This is a genomic window from Exiguobacterium sp. SH5S4, from assembly GCF_004337045.1.
Lineage (GTDB): Bacteria > Bacillota > Bacilli > Exiguobacteriales > Exiguobacteriaceae > Exiguobacterium > Exiguobacterium aurantiacum_A.
In genome coordinates this window covers 83,826-107,356 of record NZ_SJUQ01000005.1, presented here as the reverse complement: position 1 = coordinate 107,356, position 23,531 = coordinate 83,826, and the positions used below count along the sequence as shown (strand labels likewise).

Sequence of the window (23,531 nt, the reverse complement as noted above, 5' to 3'; positions counted from 1 at the left end):
GAACGACTAAACGAAAAGACACATACCCATGTGTATGTGAAGCGATAGTCTGAACTTTGCAGGAGACTGCAAGAGAGAGGTTGAAGCGCCTCTCCGCCAACGGGTTTCAGGTATATGTTGGTCAGTATTTTGTTCTAACATTAGAACTTATATATTCTAACATTAGAATATTAGGACAAAAGAAAGTAACAGACATGAACTCGCTCAAGACAATTTTCTCTCGTGTAACAATGAGTGGATCAGTAAGTTCTTTAAAAGACGTCGGAATCGAAGTATTTGAAGAAGACGGAACAACACGGGCTTACGCAAGAATCTTAGAAGATCTTTCTGGCAAGTGGAACAATCTCACGAATGCACAACAACAAAACCTTGCTGTTCAATTGGCAGGCCGCTTCCAAATCTCGAGATTTCTTGGTCTCATGCAAAACTACGACGTCGCCGTCAAAGCGACGAACACGTCTATCAACTCGCAAGGGTCGGCCATGCAAGAGAACGCCCGTTATCTCGAGTCGGCGCAAGCCAAGGTCAACAAGCTCAAGGTGGCGTGGGAAGAACTCGCATTGTCGGCAGGAAACACCGTGTTCGTCGATATGATCACGACCGTCACGAACGACCTTCGTTACATGGTCAACAGCATCAACGCATTGATCTCGCTGGACTTCTCTAAAGGAAACTTGCTCGCAGGTTTCACGATGCTCGCAGGGGTCACGGGTGGTCTTACGACGCTCATGAACGGTGGAGTCCGTAATGCCGTATTCGACGAGAAGCCTTTGGCCGCTTTCAGAGAGAAATTGCAAGGTGTGACATCTTCTTACCAGGATGCCACCGCTGCTGTTGTGAAAAGTCGGAACGAAAATCAAAAGGTCGTCCCGATAAATGGTAACGTCGCGACGTCTTTGGATAAAGTCAAAGGTGCGGCTCACGCCACAGCCGGAGGATTCCGTATTGCAGGAACGGCCGTTAAAGGATTCATGGTGACGACGATGGCGGCAATCGGAACATCTCTTGTCATCGGGGCAGGAATCGCAGCGGCTACCGTAGCAATCGGAGCTCTCATTTCTGCGTTCACAAAACAACGTGCGGAAGTCGCGAAAGCAAAACAAGAACAAAAAGAGCTTGTTAAAGCATATAGCGATAATTCTGACACGATCGACATGCTTGCAGAACGTTACGAGAATCTTCAGGCCAACACGAACCGTTCGGCGGAAGAGACCGAACTTATGTATTCGACGGCCAAATCTCTAGGAGGCTATCTGCCCGAGCTCGTGACACACGTCGACGAACTTGGACGGACGCACCTATCGACATCCGTTTCTGCCCAAGAGTACATCAAATCGCTCAAAGAGATGCAACAGCTCGAAGCGATGAAGAAGTCAGATAAAAACGAAGACTCTTTGGTTGATAATGCGGAACAGCTTGAAAAAGCGAACAAGGACTACGAGAAGTATCTGAACAAGAAGAAGATGACGGATGAAGAATATGCGAGAGACATGGAGATGGCGCAAGGCGCAATCACCGACTCCGCAATCTATTCGGCCGGAGCAGATGATGTCGGCAAGGCTCGAGAGAGAGACAAGCGAGGAGAACTTGCGGCGGAACGTCTGTTGAAACAGTCTCAGATGGAACGGATCAAGCTTACGCGAGACCAGATCACACTGTCTATCCAATCTTCGGATGAATACGCAAATCTTGCTGGAGAACAGCAGAAATTAGTTGACTCCCTCGTCACAAACATCGATCAAGATATTGTCGACAAAGCGTTGAAAAACGCGGTTGACGAAAACGGCGAATTCAACGTAGACAAGCTGTTGGTTGAGATCGAAAAAGTTAAGATGGATATCTTGGACATTTCTAATATCCTTACAGATATGCCTAGCTTTGATGAGACGTTGTTTAAGAGCGCGAGCGGAAATAAACAGATGGAAGAAGCCACGAAATTCATCAACACCTACGCTCAAAAAATCGTCGAACTTGAGAACGAACAGAAGAGAATATTGGGCGCTGCGAATGTGGCAACGGATTCAGGCTTAACTGGAAGCTACCTCGCGCAATATCAAGCCTTAGAGCAAGCGAAGACCGATGTCGCCAATTCTGGCAGACAGATCATTCAGGTAGCTTCTGAAGAGGGACATGCGATCAATACTGCGACAGCGGCTATCGTCATGCAAAATGCGAAGATGGAGGAAACGCAGAGCGCGGCCTACGATGCTTTGGCCGGCGTATCCGACTTAACCGAAGGCAACGAAAATCTTGGTGAGTCTGCCGAAACAGCAGCCACAGGGATCGGAATGCTCGAAGAGGCGTTGGGATACCAGAAAGATGCGCTGAGAGATGTTGTCGGTACGGTAGACGCTTATAACGACGTTTTACATAAGAGTGCAGAAGGACATCAATTCACGGCGAGCGAAATGATGGGGTTGATCGACAAATATCCAGAGCTGATCGACGCATTCGATGTATCGAACGGCATGGTGACGGTCAACACAGGTCTTATCGAGGAACTTCGTGAGACGCAACGACTTCAGTTCGAAGAAAAACTGAAACAGGCGACTGCACAACGTCTCCAGGATGAATTTACTGCAAGGTTCTCCGCAGAATTGACGGCAGATCGTATTGCAGGGATCACCTCGATCGCAGAAGCAGAAAAGGCTTTAGTTCTAGTAAAACAAGAGACAGCCAAGCAGATTGCTGATATTGAGAATAAAATGAACTCGATCGACCCGGATGACCCGAACTACGGCAGACAGATGTACGCCGGAGATATGATCGGAAGACTTACGGCAGACTTATCTAGCACAGACGAGTTCATTAACGGAATGAAAAAGTCCGAAGAAAACGCTCGTAAGATTGTAGCTACGGTCACAACTTCGACACAAGACCTTTACAATGCGAACAAAGCGGCTGAAGAAGCGAACAAGGATTCATCTAAGTCAGAGAAGAACAAGCAGGATACAATCTCTCGTTCTACCTACTTGACGAATAAATATACGGAAGCTATCGACAAGGCGACATTGGCCGTCCAGAAGCAGTCTGCGTTCAAGAACAAATATGCTAACGGTTCAAAAGCCTATATCAAGGCGCTCGAGTCCGAGATCAAAGCAATGGATAAACAGAAAAAATCTGTCACAGATTACATTAAGGCGCTTCAAGATGCCAACAAATCTAAACAGGTTATTGCGAGTACGGGTGTTCAAACATCGACACAGGAAGTCGTCACAGACGCCAACGGGAATATCGTCGCTCGAGGCGGAACAACCAACAGCTACGACGTCGCATACAATGGTTCTAACTCTTCTGCAACAGGAGGATTTCAGAAAACCGGGACACGTTCGTTGAGCGGTTGGTCTGGCGCAAAAATTAGTTCCTCATATGGTTCTATGCGGACGATCAACGGAAAAACGTGGCAACACGAAGGGATTGATATTGCCAACAAGCGCGGAACTCCTTTAGAGTCGAACGTCAACGGTACGGTCATTCATGCTGGTGGAGCGAACAAATCTCTAGGAATTCCTTCCGAGTATGGAAACAACGTCGTCATCCAGGACACGTCGGGAATTTTCCATATCTACGGACACCTCGATAAGATTGAAGCCAAAAAGGGCGCTAAAGTCGGCGTCGGCCAACGCATCGGGACGGTTGGTAACACAGGAAACTCGACCGGCCCTCACGTCCACTACGAACAACGTTCTTCTATGGGTAAATGGAACACAAACCTTCTTAACCCGACTGTAGCAGCAAGACAAGCCGTATACAGCAAACGAAATACATATGGATACTCTTCAAGTGCCTCTTCATCGATTTCTAAAGCATCAACTTCTTCGTCGTCGTTTAATAAGGTTTCGAGCGGCGTCGGTCAAGGCGCATTCAAGGGTCAGGAGCATCTTTTCAATAAATATGGAGAAAAGTACGGGGTAGACCCTGCTCTTGCGATGGCGATAGCGATGTTCGAGACAGGAAACGGGACGTCTAACGGGGTTAAAAACTACAACAACCCAGGCGGATTAATGAGTCCTTCTTCGAACTGGACGAAGCAGACGGTGTTCAAGTCGCTAGACGAAGGCATCTCTGCGATGATCAGCAATTTGTCTCGAAACTACATCACAAAAGGTCTTACATCTATTGCTGAGATCCAGAAGAAATATGCGCCAAACGGAGCCGGGAACGACCCAACTGGACTAAATGCTCATTGGAAAAACGGCGTCACATCGATGTATACGAAGGTTTCGCAAGGTAAATCTCCTTCAACTTCGGCAGCATCCGTCTCTTCTACTCAGGTAGACCAAGAGAAGAAGATTGCCGACCAAACAAAAGCGCAGGCAGAAAAAGCACAGAATCTAGCTGAACAGAAAGCCGAAGAAATCCGTCAGATTGAAGAGCTCAACAAGATCGAAGACAGCAGACAACAGATTATCCTCGACTACCTCAACGCTCGGGCGAACACGTATAAGTCGATGTACGACAGATACGGGAAAGACGAGGAGCTTGTCCGCGCGAACATGGAGACGACGGTCGAGTACACCCGTCAATCGTTGGCTCTCTACGAGAAACTGCAAAACAACGCGAGACTCCAACGTCGTGCCGTCGAGCTCGAGATCATTCAAATGGAAAAAGATCGAAAAGGCGCTTATTACAAGCAGTTATCGCTATCTCGTCAAGCCGAGTTCACGGCACGACTCGACGACCTCAGATGGGTTCTCAAACAAGAGATTCAGGAAGAGCGTCAGGCGGCGATGGAAATCGCGCGCGAGCGTACAGAGATTCGTAATAAACTGTACGAAAATCAAATGCGTGACCTTAAAAAAAATCAAGATTTCTTCCAACGTCAATTGGCGATCATGGACGGTGAGTCGAACACCGACCTCGTCAAGAAATATGTCACGACCGTCGAGCAAGAAAAGACGGAGCGCAAGCTTTGGGACATCAAGAAGCGGCAACTAGAGGCAGAGAGAGCCATCTTGTCAGAGGTTCGCAAGAAATACGGGGCATCCTCAAAAGAGTACGAACAACAACTTGAATTCGTGAAGCGGTACAGCGAGGAGCTGTTGTCGCTCGAGGATTCGGTGAACAGCCTTAACTCCGCTCAAAAAGACATGCTCGGAGGTTTCTCTGACAGCATGATTGAAACAATCCGCGAAGCTTTGGAGGCGCAGCGCGACGCGGAGATCAAGTCGATCGAGAAGATTCAGCAGGAGCGCGAGAAGGCCATTCAGCGTGAACGCAACGTCCGACAGAATGCCCACGAGAAGACGATGAAGGAGCTAGACAAAGAGCGCGAGAAGATGAACGACTTCTTCGACGAGCGTATCAAACGTTTAGATGAACAGAACGACGAGCGAAGCCATCAGAAACAGATGGACGAGTATTCGGAGCGTGAGCAAGAGATCCGTAGTTCGATCAACCGCATCTCGATGGACGACTCGTTCGAGGCAAAGGCGAAACGCAAAGAGTTGATGAAAGAGCTCCAGACACTCCAAGAGGAGCGCGAGGAATACCTGTATCAACGAGACTTCGAGAAACAGAAGGAAGCCATCGATAAAGAACGTGAATTGTACGAGAAGAACCTCGATGACAAACAGAAGGTAGAGGACGAGAACTACGAGAAGTTCGAGGAAGACATGGATCGTCGTGAAGAAGCGGAATCGGCATTGTTCGACAAGATGCTCGAAGACCTGAATAAATATTACGACGACGTGTTGAACGACGAGCGGAAGTGGAACGAAATCCGCGAACAAGCCATGAAAGGGAACTTCGACGAAGTGAAACGGATGGCGAACGAGATGTTGATCGATACATCGAAAGGATTCAGAACGATGTACGACAACCTCGGTAAGACGTATCAGGACGTGCTCAAAGATTTGTCGTATCTCTACGACGACACAGAGTACGAGACCATCGCGCTCGCAGACACAATTTCAAAAGCGTTGGGCGATATCGTGCATACGTCTCAAAGTTCGTTCGACTCTCTCGGACAGGTCTTGCAGACGAACTACATCGACAAGCTGAAAGAGGCGTTAGACCTTCTTTCGCAATTGACAGGGAAAGATTTCGATACGGATTACAAGAATCCGAGCTCGGGAGACGACTTATCGCAAGAAGCACCGGTGACAGGGTTATCGATGTATGCGGCTCAAACGGGTTCTGCCAAACCGGTATCGGTGAGAGCAGATGCGAACGGCAGTTCTAAAGTGATCGGGTCGTTGGTCGACGGAAAAGGGTACGAGGTTCTTGAGCAGACGGGTACACATTCTAAAGTTAAGCTTTCTAACGGTCAGACGGGTTGGGTAAGTAATTCAGAACTGTCCACATCGAAACAATCGAACTCATGGGGTGTGGCGATGAGCCATACGAGAGCGTCGGAGCTCAATCAGGCGAGCGCACCGATCAACGAGTTGTTGAAGCAGTACAGCGTGACGGCAAAAGCGCATAACGCCCGTGTCGACTCGATCTCTTACGATTCCGGCAAACGTGTCTATGACGACATGGTGACGGATAGTACGAACCGGATTAAATCGAAACAACAGTCGGCTCTTCAGAAGTATTATTCGGCTTACGAGTCGGCATCGACGAACGAAGATCGAAACAAGGCGCTCGACGAGTACGTCAAGTCCCTATCGGACATGCAGTCGGAGATCATCCGAGCCAAGCGCGAGTTCGACGCCCTGTACGAATCATTAAAAGGAAGCACGACGATCGACAAGAACGCGAAGACGAGCTCGAACGCCGCACTTTATGCGAACCCGTATATCTCGGTAGAAGGAATCATGACATCGATCCCGAAAGGGACGTCGATCAAAATCCTCCGTGACCGTGGGCTCATGTATGAGGTGCAATACGGAGACAAGACGGGGTATGTGAACAAGAACTTCGTCGGGTCGTTCGCTTCGGGCGGTATGTACACGGGCGAGTTCAACGGCGGTATGCCGGCGATCCTCCACAAGAAGGAGCTCGTGCTCAACCAAGAGCAGACGAAGAACATGTTGAAGACGGTAGAATTCACCGACCGCCTCATCTCACCTCTCCGTTCGCTCATCAACAAGATGCAGAGCGTCAAGGGGTCTAGCGCTCCGACGGTTCATATCGAGAACATCAACAACGATTTCAGCAACAACGAGATCAAGGACGGCAAAGAGGCATCGGACGACTTCATGAAGCGCACGATGAACCTCATTAACAACAAGTACGGAAAACGCTAAGGAGGGCTTCGGCTCTCCTTTTTAGGTGGTGGATAAATGAAGCATTTTATGGGTTTCAACTATGACGGCAGACCGTCATATGAGTTCGGATTGGTACAGGTTTCGGTGAACGGGGGGCTGTTCGAGGACGATATGATGTCGTCACGGACGCTCGAGACGGAACAGGTTCGGGGTTCGGACGAGACATATCTGAAGCACGTCACTCGGGACACAATCTCGTTCGAGATGACGCTGTATTTCGAGGACGGTTTCGACCGTTTCAAGCTCGACAAGGTGTTGTCGTGGCTCGACAAGGATTACTACAAACCGTTCTATTTCGACGAGATGCCCGACCGTATCATCTGGGCGATGGTCGAGTCGTCGCCAAGGCTCTCGCACGACGGGATCGGTGGCTACTTCACGGTCAACGTCCGGGCGAATTCGTCCTATTGGCATACGCCTGTCGTTGCCATCGAGTACGAGGATTCTGGTGACTATCAGTTCGTCAACAAGGGGATCACGCTCGTCAAGCCGATCTATGAATTGTACGCCAGGACGAACATCACCGCAGACAACCCGTTCCGCATGAAGAACCTGCGGACGAACGAGGAGATGGTCGTTCATGAGATGGCCGAGGGCGAGAAGATGGTCATCGACACCAACCGGGAATCGGTCGAGTCGTCGCTCCCGAACGTCTATCGCTATGACTCGTGGAACGAGAACTATATGTGGCTCGCGACAGGGAACAACCTGTTGGAGTTGAGCGGGGACGTCCATCTCGTCATCAAGTATCGAGAGAAGTACCGTTGACCACGGGTATCTTCCGTTGGGGCATAATGTTCTAACGTTGGTATATAAAGGTTCTAACATTAGAAACTAAAACATCTAATTGTAGAAGATTAATAATCTAATGTTAGAACATTCATATAGAACATAATTAACAAGAAAGGGCGGCCTAGAGCCGTCTTTTTGCATTTCTTAGAAAACAAGGAGGTCTTTGGATGGCTTCGCAATTAACGAACCCATTGCTTTATCAGACACGGGAGGGTTCTCTAGAAGATCCATACGTGGACAAGATTGAAACGATCAAGTTGGTAGGCGGAAAAGCGGTTCTCGAAGAGGTTCCTGTCAAAGAGTTCGGTGTGATCGTGGACGGGTATACGGAAAAAGCTACGAACACACCGGAAGGGACTCGCTTCTACGTGGATTACACGAACGGAGTCTTATACTTCGAACCGTCACTCGTAGACACCGTCACGGTGCGCTACAAAGGACGAGGGGTCGTCAAGATCCCGGCAGAACGTATCTATTACGGGGATGCTGAAAACAACGAGTCGGTCGGCGTCACCTTGAGTCATATCGCAGCGCTTGGAGCAAGACTTGACGAAGATATCGAGATGACGAACGAAGCAACCGCAGCGGCCAGTACTCAGGCAACGTTCGCCCAAACACAGGGGGAATTTGCGTTGAATCAAGGCGATTACGCCAAGTCTATGGGGTTAGAGGCAAAAGGAAGCGCGGAAGCAGCGGTCTTGTCTGCCAATAACGCACGAGACCTGGCACTAGAGAAAGCACAGCGCGCAGACGAGGCGGCGCTATCGGCCGTCGTCAACTGGTTGAACCCGGTCTCAGAGTTCGCGGGGATCTCGACCACATATCCGAATCCCGAACACGGGGATCAGGTGCAGACACAAGATGACGGGAACGTCTACCGGTATCATTTCGACAAATGGATCAGTCATAGCTTCTCACCGACCCATCCGCAGAACATGGCTCGCCGTAAGGATCGCCTCGTGGGAACACAAGGTCAGACGGTCTTTACGACATCAAAGGCATACTTTACGAACCAAGATCGGATCGATGTGTATGTCTCGGGGGTCAAACAGTCTTCGGGCGTCGATTTTAACGAGACGTCTCCGACCAAGGTAACACTTATCAACGGCGTGAACGCAGGGGATGTGGTCGAGCTTGTTTACTTCAAGACGACAGAGGCACAAGCATTGGAGCTGATCGAACAGACAGAGGCGGCAGAGGCGGCCACGCTCGCAGCGAACACGGCGGCCAACTCATCTACGTCAGCGACACAGGCTGCGATGGATGCGGCAGAATCTACTAAGTTCACATGGCAAAACCCGGTCAACACGTTCTCGAATATTGCGACGACGTATCCATCGCCACAAAAAGGATGGGCGGTCATGGTTCGAAACACAGGTCAGGTCTATCGATACGACGGATCTGCTTGGCTCGAGAGAATAGATTTATCTGTCATTCTTATGGAAGCCGTATCGGAGCTCGTGGACACTAGCGACATCAACGGGGGCATGTTCGGAGAGGTCGTCACGGGATCATATATTAATGGGGGTACATTCTAATGGCACAAAAAATTCAATTGAAACGCGGTATTCAGGCAAACCTACCGGCTCTCGATGTCGGGGAAATGGGGTTCACGACAGACCAAAAACGCACCTACGTAGGAAGCTCTTCGGGCAACGTGGAGTTGGCTAAAAAAGAAGAAGTTATGACGCAGTTGGCGGAAACTGAGACGTATTTAACAGAACGAGGATACAACGCTTCTTTTTTTGGCGTAACATCGGACGGGGTTGACTCATCCATTAGCTTCATGAACGCAATTCAAGAACTTCCGGATAAGTCAACACTCCTACTCCCGGCAGGAGAAATCAAGCTTTCGGGTTTGGGCGAATCTGTGTTTGATAAAAAACTCTACATCAAGGGGTCGGGGGTTGGACGAACAGTTATTAAAGGACAGTCTGGGCAAAGTCTTTTCAATCCTAACAACAGTTTTATTTTGACAGATGTAACAATCGAAGGTGCCGGAACGGTCGTAAACTTTGGTGGGTCAGACGTTTCCCTCGACTATCTACGAATCGAAAGAGTTCATGTGAAAAATTGCAACGCGCTTATAATTTGGGATAGCGCCGCGATTGATGTGGCAGGGAAAAGCACAGAAGAGATTAACAATATTGGGATAAGTAATGTCTTCATCCTTAACAATATCATTGAATCATGTACTCGCGGAATCCTCTTAGCCCCGCCAAAGTTGGAACACGTATTTATTGACAAAAACGTGATTAAAAACATCCAGAACGGCCGCGCGGTACAATTAGGTAACAACGTAGGCTACCCGCTTAGAAGCAAATATTTCATCACAAACAACATTCTCGACACCATTTTTCGTTCAGGCACGTCTGATGTTCAGGGTTTTATTTGTTACGGAGTTTATGCAAAGATCGACAACAACTTTATCAAAGATGTTTCGAATGAAGGAGGAGATAGCGAGGGGATTTATACAAAGTGTGCGTATTCGACAATCACAAACAACACATTGATTGACGCCGGATCTAAACAGGGTTTTATCAACGTTAAGGGTGCGAATCGGCAGATGGTCGAAGATGGGATTTCCGCTAGCGTTGCGGGTCATACTGCAATCGTTAAAGGGAATCTGTTGCGAGCGACTAAACCAGATCGGGTTGCATGGGCGATCAGCATGGCAAACGATAACATACTAACCGAAGGTAACGTTATCGAAGGTGTGTTTCAATACGGAATTCGTGTATTACTCGGGGGGTCGCGAGGGAAGATATCAAACAATTATTTTCAAAATATCAAAAAGAACGGGAACTTCTATGGCATATACTCCTCACAAGCGGAACATTTGCAAGTAAACGGGAACTTGTTTGATGGTATCGAGTCTTTTGATGGAGGAACAGTTTACGGCATTAATCTTATCGACATCCCCGGATCTATCGAAATTTCAGACAACACCTTCCGTAATTTTGCGACGTCATCCACTGACGCTATAGGGGTTTATGTTCAGTCGACAACCGGATTCGGCAGACTAAGGATTAAGGGGAATGTATTTGATTCGCTGAAAAAAGCGCTTAGGTTTACTGGTCGGATTGATTATTTGTCAATCGTCGGGAATGATATGAAAGATATTTCAACCACAAAAATCCAATGGGGTTCTAGTAACCCTATCGCTTCGCTCGTTTTAAAAAACAATAACGGATTTTTGACCGAAAACAGCGGCTCCAGAACTACTTGGGCAGGGTTGACGGCAATCACGATGACACATGGATTGGATGAAATTCCGCGTTTGCAAGATATTTATATAAACGCAGGGACGGATATCGGTTCGGGTAATCGGATGTGGGTGTCCAACCCAACCGCGACCCAATTTACCGTAAACTTCGCAAATGCGGTTACTGAGGGTGTCGTTATTTACTGGAACATTCAGAAAGGCGCAATCGGTAGCCGCGCCTAATCTTCGTCACAGTTGGTTCATATGCTTCACTAGTTAAAATTCACCAAAACGGCCTTTTATGAGCAAATCCTCTGTCAATACTGTGATCAGTAACAGAGGATTTTTAAAATAAAAACGTCGGTCTCGATGAAAGTAAATTAAATAAAGAAATAAAACGGAGGTTTTATCTTATGGCAAGAAAGATTCAGGTGAAACGAGGGAATCAGTCCGACATACCGAATCTAGACGTAGGCGAATTTGGGTTTACAATGGATGAGAGTCGCACATATATTGGAAGCTCATCAGGAAATATTGAGCTCGCAAAACAGTCAGAGGTTGCGTCTCAGTTGGCGGAAATGACGCTATATACAAAGGTCACACCTAACGAACCTGTTGATATTTTAGCTAGCGGGTCGGGTACGACGATCACAATGGGCGCAAACCACAATTTAAAAGCGGGCGACTTGATCGCTATTGCAAACGGCGGAAGCGCCAAAAGTGCTATGGAACCGCTTGAGTACAACTACCTGCGGTCAACGGTTTCAGCGGTCAACGGGCAGACGATCACAATCTCTAACGCCTTGCAGCGCACAGTCACGAACGCCCTTGTCAAAAGAGACGACACGGAATTACTACGTGGCGCTTTGGCTGCATCAAAGACATCTACCAAAAAGTTACTTATCACAGACGGTGTGCTGAATGTTTTCGACAAGATGCCGACTATCCAAGGAATCGAAGAATTTGAAATTGTATACAACAACGCACGTATCGACGCGACGAACATCGTGGGTATTAAACAACCTTATGAGTTTAATGGTTCCACGCTCTTTTATACGGACGGGCAACTATTTAGCTTTGGCGAACTGAAAAAAGTCATTTTAAGAAACGTTGACGCTTTAGGAAAAGAACAAATGTTGTTCAAATTTTCAGGGACGCAGAACGTCTATTTCGAAAAATGCAGCTTGGAATTTAGTAAGTCAAATCTCATGAACCATGCTTTGATCGGAGTATACTCCTCAGCGTCTGGTCAACAGCCTAAAAACTTTAATTTTACAGACTGTAAATTGAAAACGGGCGGTATGTGCTTTATCGCGAACGGCGACATCAATAACCCTGTAAAGGGCGTCTCTTTTAACAAATGTAATTTCGAGTTGCTCGACGATGGGAATTACGGCGCTTTAAAATTAACGGAGCACGTCAAGATAGACACCGGAACGGATGGCGTTAAATTTATCGACTGCGAGTTTAATGGCGGAGAGTTGTCATCAGTGACGATTGAGGAAGGGTCGAAAAACATCGAGTTCGAGCGCTGTAATTTCAACAAAACAAAAGATAAGGCGGTACGTATCGCTGTAGGTCAGACTCTTGTCAAAAACGGAGAAATCAAGTTTAAAAGCTGTAACTTCAAAAATTACATCTTCGGCGTTTATCAGGAAACGACAAGCGCAAGTATGCGTGTGTCTGACCGGCTGATATTGAAAGACTGTATCTTCGACGTCGGAACGGCAAGCAACCCAGGGACGTCAATCTACGCGGCAAAAGGTGCTTACGTCGGAATTGATAACGTTGAGTTCTTGAACGCGAACAATGCTTTGGGCGGATTGATCGTAGTACCTTCGACGGACGTCGTCGTGATCGGCCGTGTAGAAGCGAGGAACCTCTCGTTAAACGCGCGCATCCGAACGCTCGACACCGCAAGCGTGACGATTAAAGACACGAACGTTCCGACGACATTGATCGAGCGCGCGTCTACCGTTCGGTTTTTACGAAACTCGTTGCAGTACATGGCAATTTTTGACGATGTCGTCACCGCAGATATCATGTCATCTGAGTTCGGGCTAGCAAACTCCGCGAGTCTCGCAGGAGTCAACCCATTGATCGAGCTAAAAGGAACGAATCAGACGTATGGGAACTACAGCATACACCAAAACAGGCTGTACAGTTTGCGTGCCGGTCAGCAAGGTATCGTCAACCGAGACACACAACGCATCACGATTACCCAAAGCCAAAACATCTTACAAGGGACTGTTGTATAACGTCGTAATTGGTTCAAATGCTTCACTAAAATACATATAAAAAAGAGCGACATAACCATTAAAAAATCGCTCTTTTTTATATTTCAAACCACAAAAACCTTATCAACATGACGTTAATAATAGTTTTGCAATTTATATTTTTTCAATTGGCTTTTCTCTTCAAATGATGTATGATGAGTCTGTACTCACAACAATCAAGAAGGGAAAGATCATATGCAAACAGCAAACGAACAAATTGTCACGGAACTTACGTCCTACATAACGAGACTTACGTCTGCCACCCCGGTCGATGTCGACGGTACGAAAAATGAATTGTCGAAGATTGTGTCGAAATATAATGTTACCGCAGTATCGCTCACAGAAGTTCATCCTGATTTAAATCAAAAAATATTTTTATTTGAATCAGCTAAAAAGCTAGAAGGTTTGAGTTTTCTGACGCTGAATACATATGCGAGAGACTTGAGGGTGTTTGCAGAAGATGTCAAAAAGAGAACGGATGAAATCTCTACTGCCGACATCAGAAGTCACCTCTCTAAATTTTCGCATCTGAAAATGAGCTCGCTCGGAAGAAAACAGAGCGTACTGAAATCGTTCTTTGGATGGCTGACTTCAGAAGAATACATATTGCGTGACCCATCTAAAAAGTTAAAGTCACCTAAAAAAGAAAAACGACTACCCAAAGCGTTGTCTATCGAAGAGTTGGAAATGCTTCGTGAGGGATGCAAGACGAATCGACAACGGGTGTTTCTCGAGGTGTTATATGCCACGGGATGTCGCTTGTCAGAGATTCAGCAATTGAACAGACGAGATATCAACTTCCAGGACAAGAGCTGTAAGGTGGTCGGGAAAGGCGACAAGGAACGCGAGGTCTATTTCAGCTACAAGGCGATGTATCATCTCGAAAAATATCTAAAATCACGCACAGACGACAACGAGGCATTGATGGTCTCTGAAAGAAAACCTCACGGACGTTTGTCGAAGCGAGGCATTCAGCGTGAGATTTCTGTCATCGCTAAGCAGTCGAGCGTCAAAAAGCATGTCAGCCCTCACTCTTTGCGCCATACGTTTGCTACTACCATGCTTAATGCTGGAGCCGATATCACGGGCGTACAGGCGTTACTCGGACACGCTAGCGTAAGCACCACGCAAATCTACTGTCAACTAACCGAGGAGAAAAAACGGGAGCAACACCGCAAGTTTTTAGTTCAATGATGGAGGCCGTCGAGATGACGGTCTTTTTTCTATACACAAATCACACAGAATGAAAGGAAGCTTGCCATGTATTTCGACATCAAGCAACGCAACACCAAACCCATCCTTTATCTCGCAAAACCCGATCGGACGACGATTGCTCGGCTGTCGGAAGCTCGGCAAGAGACCGAATCATTCAACGGGGGGCAGCTCAACGAGTTGTCCTTTGTTTTGCCCTTGAAGCATCAGACGCTCGAGGAGAACAAGAAGAACCTTCACGCCGAGATGATCCGGGAACGTATGGTCATCAAGCTGCACGACAAAGAGACGGACAAGGATCGATACTACGTGATCACGGGGTTCAACTTCGATATGGACGCCCTCACGGTATCCGTGTCCTGCAAGTTGAACCCTTATACGTTATCGGACATCCCGATCAAGGGCTTCACGACCATCGACAACGAACATCCTGACGGGCTCGACTACTCGTCGTGGACGCTCTCAGAGATCGTCAGAGCCACGATCGACCGGGACGAGGATACACCTTGGCGCTTGGGAGACGTGGACTCCGAGTTCGACCTGAAGCGACGTGAGTTTACGTTCGACGGGTCGTTGGGTGAGTTGGCCGTTCAGGTCGCACAGAAGTTCGGTGCGGTCTTGGAGTACGACGACACCGAGTACCTGATCCACTTCCGAAACCCTGAGACGTTGGGTCGTAACCGTGGTCTGAAAATCAGTGAGCGCAACTACATGAAGTCGCTCACGAAGGACACGAACGCCGACAACATGGTGACACAGCTCGCCCTCTACGGGAAGGACGGTCTGACGATCCATGAGGTGTCTCCGACGGGGTCGCCGTACATCGAGGACTTCTCCTACTTCCTCTATCCGTATGAGGAGGACGAACAAGGAAATATCGTCAAGAGCAGCTACTTCATGTCCGACTCGCTCGCACAGGCGATGGTCGCGTACAACCGGAAGCTGTCGCAACTGACACCGACATTCGACTCGCTCGTCGTCCAGTTGGACGGGTTGATGGCACAGGTGTCCGAACAGAACGACATGCTCGCAGACCTCGACATCGAGCTCACACAGGCACAGGAGCGGGTCGATATCCACCTGGCCTTGAACAACGGGCAGTCGAACCCCGAATATGAGGCAGATAAAATCCGTATTTTAGAGGCCAAAAATGTCATCGAATCGGTGGTTTTGGGCTTAAAAGAGGACATTTCGGACATCGCGGGAGCGGATTATTACGAGTTAGGGTTCGTCGTCATGGGTGCTTCGGGCGGCCAGATCGGACTCCTGAAAGAACAGATGCTCATCCGCAACAACTTCACGCCGGCTCAGATCGCGGAGCGGTCACATTTCATCATCCGCAAGGAGTGGACGAACGACTCGATCGTCGAAGCGAAGGACTTGCTCGAGGAGGGGCGTAAGGAGCTCAAGGAACTCATCAAGCCGAACATCAACCTGAACGTCGGGTTGGTCGACTTCCTCAGCATGGTCGAGATCCCAGACGGCCACAAGGACTTCCGCATGTGGGACGAGATCCGAATCGAGGAACCGTGGAACAGGGGCATCACAACGGCGCGCATCACAGGTATCGTCCGCAACTACGACACGAAAGAACTGACGGTCACGATCACGAACGTCAAGGACTCGAACGACGGGACGAACAAGTTTCTCGAGATGCTGTATCAGTCGAGTTTTGCGGCGACGGTGGTCAACGAGAACCGGTTTAAATGGGATCTATCGAAAGAGAACAACGGGCAGATCAACGCCCTTATCGAACAAAACTTTGACGCGGTTAAGAAGAAGGTGTCGGGGGGTGTCGCAGGACTCACCGAGTTCAGCGCACGAGGATTGACGTCCCGTGACTATGAGGACAACCGCAAGTATCTCGTCGTGCAGAACGGCGTCCTGGCGACGACGAACGATGACGGGGTGACGTGGGGCCATGCCATCACACCTACGGGTATCGTTGGGGAACGTATCTTCGGGAAGATTATCGCGGGTGTTAACCTGACGATCGAGGACGAGGACGGTATCTTCCGTATCCTCGGGAACAAGGCCAGTATCTCGAACCGTCTCGGAGAAGAGGTCGTCAAACTTGGCCTTGTGACGGACGAAGGAGAAGACGAGCGCTTCGGCTTGGTCGTGGACAACCGTAAAAACCAGGTGGGTATCATCGACGGTGAAGGGTTCTACATCTCCCGTTACCAGGGCGGAAACCTCGAGAAGCTTCTTTGGACGGATGCGAACGGAAACTTGAACACGCAGAAGATCACGGCCACACAGATGACGGTCGTCAACGGAGATCTCGCATCTGCGGTCGTCAAGAACAGCGCAGGAATCCCTGTCGTCAGTTTTGGTACGTTCGGGATGGATATCGACGGCGGATCGATCTCGATTGCGGGCGGAGCGAACGGGATTCGGTTGAATGATGCTGAAGGTCTGGTGTCGGAGAACTCGAAGACGAAAGTGACGCTCAATGCGACGGACGGGATCAAGATTCGGAACAAAAACACAGCCAAAGACGTGTTCTGGGTAGATTCGAACGGGAAGTTGAATGTCCGAGACATCGTCATCAACAGCGGTAGCATCTCGTGGGGAGGGGTAAACAGCCAACCGATGCCGGACGTCTCATGGGAGAGCATGGTCGGGAAACCGACGTACCTCGATAGCGACCGGATCTGGTCGCCTCTTATCCAGGGGGGATTGATCGAAGGGGGAACTTTGTCGGCAGGTACGATTACCGGCGGAACGATTACCGGTAATACGATCACGGGCTCGACAATCTCGGGTACGACGATCTCGGGTACGACGATCACGAGCGGTTCCGCCTACAACAAAATAGAGATGTCGAACAGTGAGATATACACCTACTATCAATCAGGGTCGGAATCTTCGACCACAAAACTCGCAGACGGTCGGATCTCTTTCAGCAACACGTACAACTCGTCTACACGCTCCGGGTACATCAGACTCAACCCGTTCTCTGGAACGTCTAACAATTATACGTCTGAGTTCGAGATCAACACGACGTGCGATATTTTGACGATTTACGCCCCGGCAATCAACTTATATCCGACGAACGGCGCGGCTTCAGCGATGTTGCGAGGCAATGCGATCGCAACGAGACAGTGGGTGTTGGATCAGGGTTACAGCTCGTCTGGCGGTTCTAACGACTATGCGACCGAGTCTTGGGTGTCCTCGAACTATGCTTCGAGATATCACTCGCACTCACAATATGCAGAAGAAGGGACTACCGTCTACTTCAATGCGATCGGTGTCGGCGGCTCGTATCAGAACACGATCAACCCGTCGAACACGATCATCAACGTAAACAATATCGCCGTACCAGGGATGGTTTACGCCCAAGGGACGAGATTGACGTCATCCGTGACGTTCAAAACAAACATCAAACCCTTGCAGGACGGTGCGATCTCAGTCCTTAAGGACGTGAACATATACGAATACTACTACCAGTCTGACGTGGACGATTTTAATTTTGACAATCGACAAATCGGGATACTGGCAGAGGCAGTCCCAGAGATACTGCGTGGCGGAGAAAACAAGGCCGTCAACCCGTATGCGATGACATCCGTACTCTGGAAGGCCGTACAAGAGCAACAAACGCTCATCGAGACGTTAGAGGCCAGAATCGCAGACTTGGAAGAGATCCAATAATCGTTCAACAGAGACCTGTCTTCGGACGGGTCTTTTTCATATACAACTACGAAAACAAGGAGAGATTTTAATGGCTAAGTTTCAAAAGGCAATCCTACCGATCAACGATATGGTGATCACATGCGGGTATAAGCATCCCGAGTACACACGATGGTTCCAGCGGACTTACCGCTCGGCGGGGGTCGTCCACTTCGGGTCTGACTTCGTCGACCGTCAACGCAAGGACACACAGCTTCGCGCGCCTTTCGATATGGAGATTGTTTACGCGGGACTCGATTACCTCATGGGTTACACGGTCATCGCGCGTTCGCTCCTTCCCATCGACATCCATTACGGGAAACACAAGGGACGTAAGCACATCGCTATCCGTATCGCTCACATGAGCCGTCTGAACGTCAAGCGCGGACAGAAAGTGAAATGGGGTACGACGCTCGGCAACTACGGTGGTACAGGTAAGTACGGAGGTGCGCCACACGCCCATATCGAGTTGGACGCGGACGTCAGCTTCCCGAACTACTCGCCTAGCTTCAGAGGCAACTCGACGATCTGGAAGGGCGGAACCGACAGCACCATCAACCCGATGGACGTGTTTAAGGTGGCTCGAGGACAGACGTTCTCTTATGAGCGCCGCAACCAGTCATTCTTGGATCAGGACGATATCTACACACTAAGACACGATGGACGTTCGACGGCAGCGAACTTCATCCGGGTTTGATAAAGAGAGGGGTGAGCCATGATGATCAAAGAAGCAAATTTGTTCTTGAAAGAATCGACTGAATATATGTTGAAGGCCTGGCTCGCCATCAACCCGTATCTGCTGATAACTTGGGGTTTTGTGTCTTACATCCTTTTCCCGGTCGACTCGTATCAGACATACGCGATGATCGTGTTAGGGGTATTGACGACAGACCTGTTGACAAAATACTATGCGATCTCCAAGACGAACGGCGGGCTACTAAACTCGATCCGAATCGGCAAGCTGACGTCACAGGCCATGTGGATCGGTACTCGCAAGAAGTTGCTGAGTTACCTCGTAATCATGGTCTTCGTAGGGCTCGCCTACCGGTTCGAGCAGCTTTCCGCGCTTGCGCTGATGATCGGCAATATCTCTTACGCCATCATGTTTTTACGGGAGATGCAGTCCATCTTCGAGAACATGGTACAGGCGGGACATAAGGATTTGAGCATCTGGCTCGTGTGGACGAAACGGAACCGTGAGTCTCTGGAGAAACTGGCAGAGTCAGCAGAAGAGGAAGACTCGCAAGGTAATAGGCTAGAGCAAGAAAAAATCAATTAAGGGGTGTTACATATGGAAATGATCATGGAAAACCTGTTAGCGATCGTCGCGACGGGTATCGTGGCCGTGTTAGGCGTGGTGGCGAAGCTTTGGAAGAAATCGTATGGCGGTTTCGTCCCTGCGGACGTCATCGAGGAGGAGGCGGTCTTGGACTTCCTCGTCGACATGGCGAAGACACAAGGTCTCGAGATCGAGCAGACTCAGGATATCGATTTCTTGATCGAGTTCGGTCGTCTCAAGCTCGAAGATATCGGCGTAGACGTCGACAAGGTGATGCTTGAGAAGGTCATCGTCGACGTCAAGGAACAGTTAGGAAATTGAATACGAGCGGGCATTCCTTCGGGGGTGTCCGCATTTTTTTTGCGTTATGGATTAAAACCTCTCTTTTATTTCAGATACCTCATGTAAATAATAATCAATTCAGTGGTAAAAACTTCCCTTTTCTTCATCTCAGTCCTTTTAGATCTCCCTGAAATCCTGACGGATTAAGCGGTCGATCTGCCTTAGCTTATCTACTCTCCCCTACCGCTTCGTGTTTCGGCGTTTACGCCAAACACTCATTGCTCGCTACTGCGGAACACTTCGTCAGACTTCGCTAGACTCGTATCCCTCGTAGCACAGACTAATAAACCTCTTCTTCGCTTTGCGAAGTCATTCGCTTTCGCTCATTCAATTACTTAATTACTTAAGGAATTTTCTGTCCCAAAGGGACAGTTAACACTTGACCTCGATGGAGAACACATCATCCTGAAGCGAAATGACGGAAACGGTGGACAGAAAATTCCTTCCTGCATCCCGTAAAAATTTTTTACAGGGTGCAAGAAGGAAGAGATTCTGATCGGTTCATCCCTTGCTTCATGCTCGGTTTCCGTCGTATCAGCCCAATCAATCCTAAGGTTTCCCTATGACCACACTACACACTCAAATGACCCCTTGCGGTTTCCGCGCCCTACCCTTTCGGGATTCGTCCATTCTGTTTCGTCCGCCCGTTCTCACAGGCGTCCATTACGGACTCGTTTACGATGTTTGGCAACGTACTTATGTGTGATCCTTCGTCTCCGTAGAGACATCATCCGTCCTCGTACAGCGTTTTTATGGTAGCTATCACCCTCTCGAGCGACCGATTGGGAGATCGCTTCGAGATAAAAGTCACCACACATGATCGTATCGTTTCCGATCGCATGTGGCCGTTGATTGAGGGGTAGCTCCCATTCCGTTTGTGTACGGACGCACGAGGCACCAACTAGCCTCTGTCAGTTTTTAAGACAAGGTATCAGGCAATTCCTTGCAACGCAAAAAGGTCTATGCCAAAATGCACTTTTTCTAAAAAAGGCATGGCTAATAGACCAACTTCTCTTGAATTTTTCCGCGCTGCAAGGTACAATGAATTTAAGAAAAAACTCGTAGGAAAAGTTTTTCTTGTATTCTTGCAACGCTTTGTTGTTTCAAGAGTTAAGGATTCTGATCTGAAGGTTGCAGCCGTCAGAAAAGTTATCCACAGTAGGTTTGCGTCTTAATTCAGTTGTTGAGTTAATTGTATAGCTAAAATTTCTGAAATGCAAGTCTTGACGGCGATTCTCTTTTGAGAGTCGTCGTTTTTTATTTGTTTAATTGTCGGTGTGTAGGTAGGACAAAAACGGCTCTGTTAAAGGGTTTCTGTACATTTTATCTTCTAACTTTGTAATATTTATTTTCTAACATTAGATATAAATACGTGGACACCAATACTATTTTATATTTTTGCGATACAAGTTATCCACATCTTTTGTTGTCGTTGAGAAAGATAAAGGCATGAGGTTAGGAATGGCAGATATCCATTTCCAAGATCCACTTCTGGTTTCTAAATAATTAATTATGTAACCCTGTCTCATACGAAAATCTATGTATCAAGACGCACGACATACGGTTTCGATGCAAATGGATGGCTTGTATGGATCTTGTTTTATTGAAACGGCTTATTTAGGTCGGTATGTTTGCGTGAAATGTTCATTTCACGCAAGGTTTGAAAATGGAGGTGATGAAATGAAGATTTTAGCGCAAAAAGAAGTCTCGTCTGATATATGGGGAGAATACATGGCGACACGGAGGATCATCGGACATTCCGAAAAGTCTGATGTGTTTGTCGGGAAGGAAGACGGGTTGATCGTCATCCTGACAAACATTGGTTCGGATAGCTACTTGTCTACGTTGGTCGCGATTGACTGGCCTTCTGTCGACGGAGAACTGTACACGCCCAACGCAGAACTGGTTGACGAAATCGTGGGGTTTATCGAATCCTAATTGCATTATGGTTCTTTTTTTATTTTAATTAAGGTATCTGAAATAATATACTTTAATTGTTTGTTAGAGCCATATTTTGACGCATTAAACTCTAACGTTGTATCTTATATATTCTACAATTAGAACTTTTAATGTTCTAATGTTAGAACTTAAGGTAATATAAAAGTATCAACAATTAGGGGTGTGAGATGATGGCAAAGAAGCTAACGATAGGTAACTCTAAGGGTGGGGCCGGGAAGACGACAACATCTTTGCTCGTGGCGTATGAGCTCGCCAAAAGAGGTCAGAGGGTATTGTTTATGGACTTTGACCCTCAATCCAACTCGACACGAACATTGTTTAAAACGTTCTATGAGGACGGATTCTCTGAGAGCGCAACAACCGTGTTCGATGGTCTGAAATCAAAAGACCTGTTGCCATCGATCCTGAGACCGACGGTCAATTTCCACTTCATTCCAAGCTCGCAAGACACGGCCAATTTCGGTCTTTTATTGAACGAAAAGAATGAGTTCACGTATTTCCGAAACATGGTCAAAAAGATTGAGGATGACTATGATTACATCTTCTTTGACACACCGCCTACGACGTTCAGCGTGTTCTTGAACAGCTCTTTGGCTGCTAGCGACTACTTTATCGTCGTGAGCGAGGTGAGCGCATATTCGTTCGAGGGAATCGGAGACTTCTATGATGTGGCCGAACGGATCAATCAGCACGTCAACAAAGACCTTCAGTTCTTAGGAGTCCTGGTGAACAAACGTGAGGACAACAAGGATACGATGGTGGAGATTGCGCGAGAGTACGACTTATCGGACTACGACACGTTCTTCCGGGCGTTCATCCCTTATCGGACACGGATCAGCAAGTACGCCAAGCATGGCCTGTATGCGTACCACAGAAATGTCTTAGTGCCGAAGATGATCGAGACCCGTATGCGCAAGGCGGCGGAAAAAGGGAAGTCTTTTAATCCCGACACAACCAACTTTGGGGAGTACGACAATTGGGATAAAGAGGTGATGACCCACTTCGAGACCGTCGTGGACGAGGTGTTGCTGCGGATCAAGGAAATGAGTGAGAGCAATGAAGAAGTTAAACAGTAATTTTGACAAGAACAAGGTGTTGGACAAGAAGTCGAGCATCTTGACCGAAGAGGATATGGCAAGACGAAACAAGGATAGAGGGAAGATCGTGAAGGTGTACGAGCGGGACTATAAGATCCTTAAGATGCTCTCTTACTATTCGGGTACTCCCGTCAACGATCTTATGAAAGAGATCGCGGACGACTTCCCCTTAAACGTCGAGAGCGGCGACTACACTCCCCCCTTGATCCCGATTCGTGTCAAAAAGATCGACTGGAAAGTCAAAAGCCTTCTGATCCCGACGGCACTGTATGGAGAGATCAAGGATTATTCGGCCACGACGAAAACCCCTTTCATATATGTGTTCTCGGACTATATCGAATATCATTATCGTCGGTCGAGATACTATACGAACAAGGACGCAAACACGCCTCGATACTTTCAGAAGATGGAAGGCAAGGTGGATAAGATCATTGCGGATAGAGAAGAAGCTAAACGAAGAAGATGGTGAGCATATGCCCACCA

General features: G+C 48.1%; 13 protein-coding genes. All 13 read left to right on the top strand.

Annotation, left to right across the window (positions count from 1 at the left end; all coding sequences use genetic code 11):
* Positions 1–194 precede the first annotated feature (194 nt).
* Positions 195–7,193: a peptidoglycan DD-metalloendopeptidase family protein gene (locus tag EVJ32_RS16470; RefSeq protein ID WP_131457207.1), complete on the top strand. Its 6,999-nt coding sequence runs from the start codon at positions 195–197 to the stop codon at positions 7,191–7,193.
* Between the two features lie 36 nt (positions 7,194–7,229).
* Entirely contained in the window at positions 7,230–7,982 is a 753-nt protein-coding gene (locus EVJ32_RS05135; RefSeq protein WP_131457205.1) for a phage distal tail protein, read from the top strand.
* Between the two features lie 191 nt (positions 7,983–8,173).
* Positions 8,174–9,544 (top strand): hypothetical protein, encoded by a 1,371-nt coding sequence (locus tag EVJ32_RS05130; RefSeq protein WP_131457203.1) that lies wholly within the window; start codon positions 8,174–8,176, stop codon positions 9,542–9,544.
* Positions 9,544–11,454: a hyaluronate lyase N-terminal domain-containing protein gene (locus EVJ32_RS05125; RefSeq protein ID WP_131457201.1), complete on the top strand. Its 1,911-nt coding sequence runs from the start codon at positions 9,544–9,546 to the stop codon at positions 11,452–11,454. The genes EVJ32_RS05130 and EVJ32_RS05125 overlap by 1 nt, the downstream gene beginning before the upstream one ends.
* Before the next feature lie 170 nt (positions 11,455–11,624).
* Entirely contained in the window at positions 11,625–13,469 is a 1,845-nt protein-coding gene (locus EVJ32_RS05120) for a hypothetical protein (RefSeq protein WP_131457199.1), read from the top strand.
* A gap of 213 nt (positions 13,470–13,682) precedes the next feature.
* Positions 13,683–14,681: a site-specific tyrosine recombinase/integron integrase gene (gene xerA / locus EVJ32_RS05115; RefSeq protein ID WP_131457198.1), complete on the top strand. Its 999-nt coding sequence runs from the start codon at positions 13,683–13,685 to the stop codon at positions 14,679–14,681.
* 66 nt (positions 14,682–14,747) lie between these two features.
* Positions 14,748–18,353, top strand: a complete 3,606-nt coding sequence (locus EVJ32_RS05110; RefSeq protein ID WP_131457196.1) for a phage tail protein — start codon at positions 14,748–14,750, stop codon at positions 18,351–18,353.
* 70 nt (positions 18,354–18,423) lie between these two features.
* Positions 18,424–19,068, top strand: coding sequence for a M23 family metallopeptidase (locus tag EVJ32_RS05105; protein WP_131457194.1), 645 nt, complete (start codon positions 18,424–18,426; stop codon positions 19,066–19,068).
* Positions 19,069–19,089: 21 nt separating this feature from the next.
* A complete protein-coding gene (locus tag EVJ32_RS05100) occupies positions 19,090–19,650 on the top strand; it encodes a phage holin family protein (RefSeq protein ID WP_161568779.1) in 561 nt (186 codons plus the stop codon).
* 12 nt (positions 19,651–19,662) lie between these two features.
* Positions 19,663–19,971: a hypothetical protein gene (locus EVJ32_RS05095; RefSeq protein WP_131457190.1), complete on the top strand. Its 309-nt coding sequence runs from the start codon at positions 19,663–19,665 to the stop codon at positions 19,969–19,971.
* Between the two features lie 1,701 nt (positions 19,972–21,672).
* Positions 21,673–21,930: a hypothetical protein gene (locus tag EVJ32_RS05090; protein ID WP_131457188.1), complete on the top strand. Its 258-nt coding sequence runs from the start codon at positions 21,673–21,675 to the stop codon at positions 21,928–21,930.
* A gap of 191 nt (positions 21,931–22,121) precedes the next feature.
* Positions 22,122–23,027, top strand: coding sequence for a ParA family protein (locus tag EVJ32_RS05085; protein ID WP_161568778.1), 906 nt, complete (start codon positions 22,122–22,124; stop codon positions 23,025–23,027).
* Positions 23,008–23,517, top strand: a complete 510-nt coding sequence (locus EVJ32_RS05080; RefSeq protein WP_131457184.1) for a hypothetical protein — start codon at positions 23,008–23,010, stop codon at positions 23,515–23,517. Before EVJ32_RS05085 ends, EVJ32_RS05080 begins: the two co-directional genes overlap by 20 nt.
* Positions 23,518–23,531 lie beyond the last annotated feature (14 nt).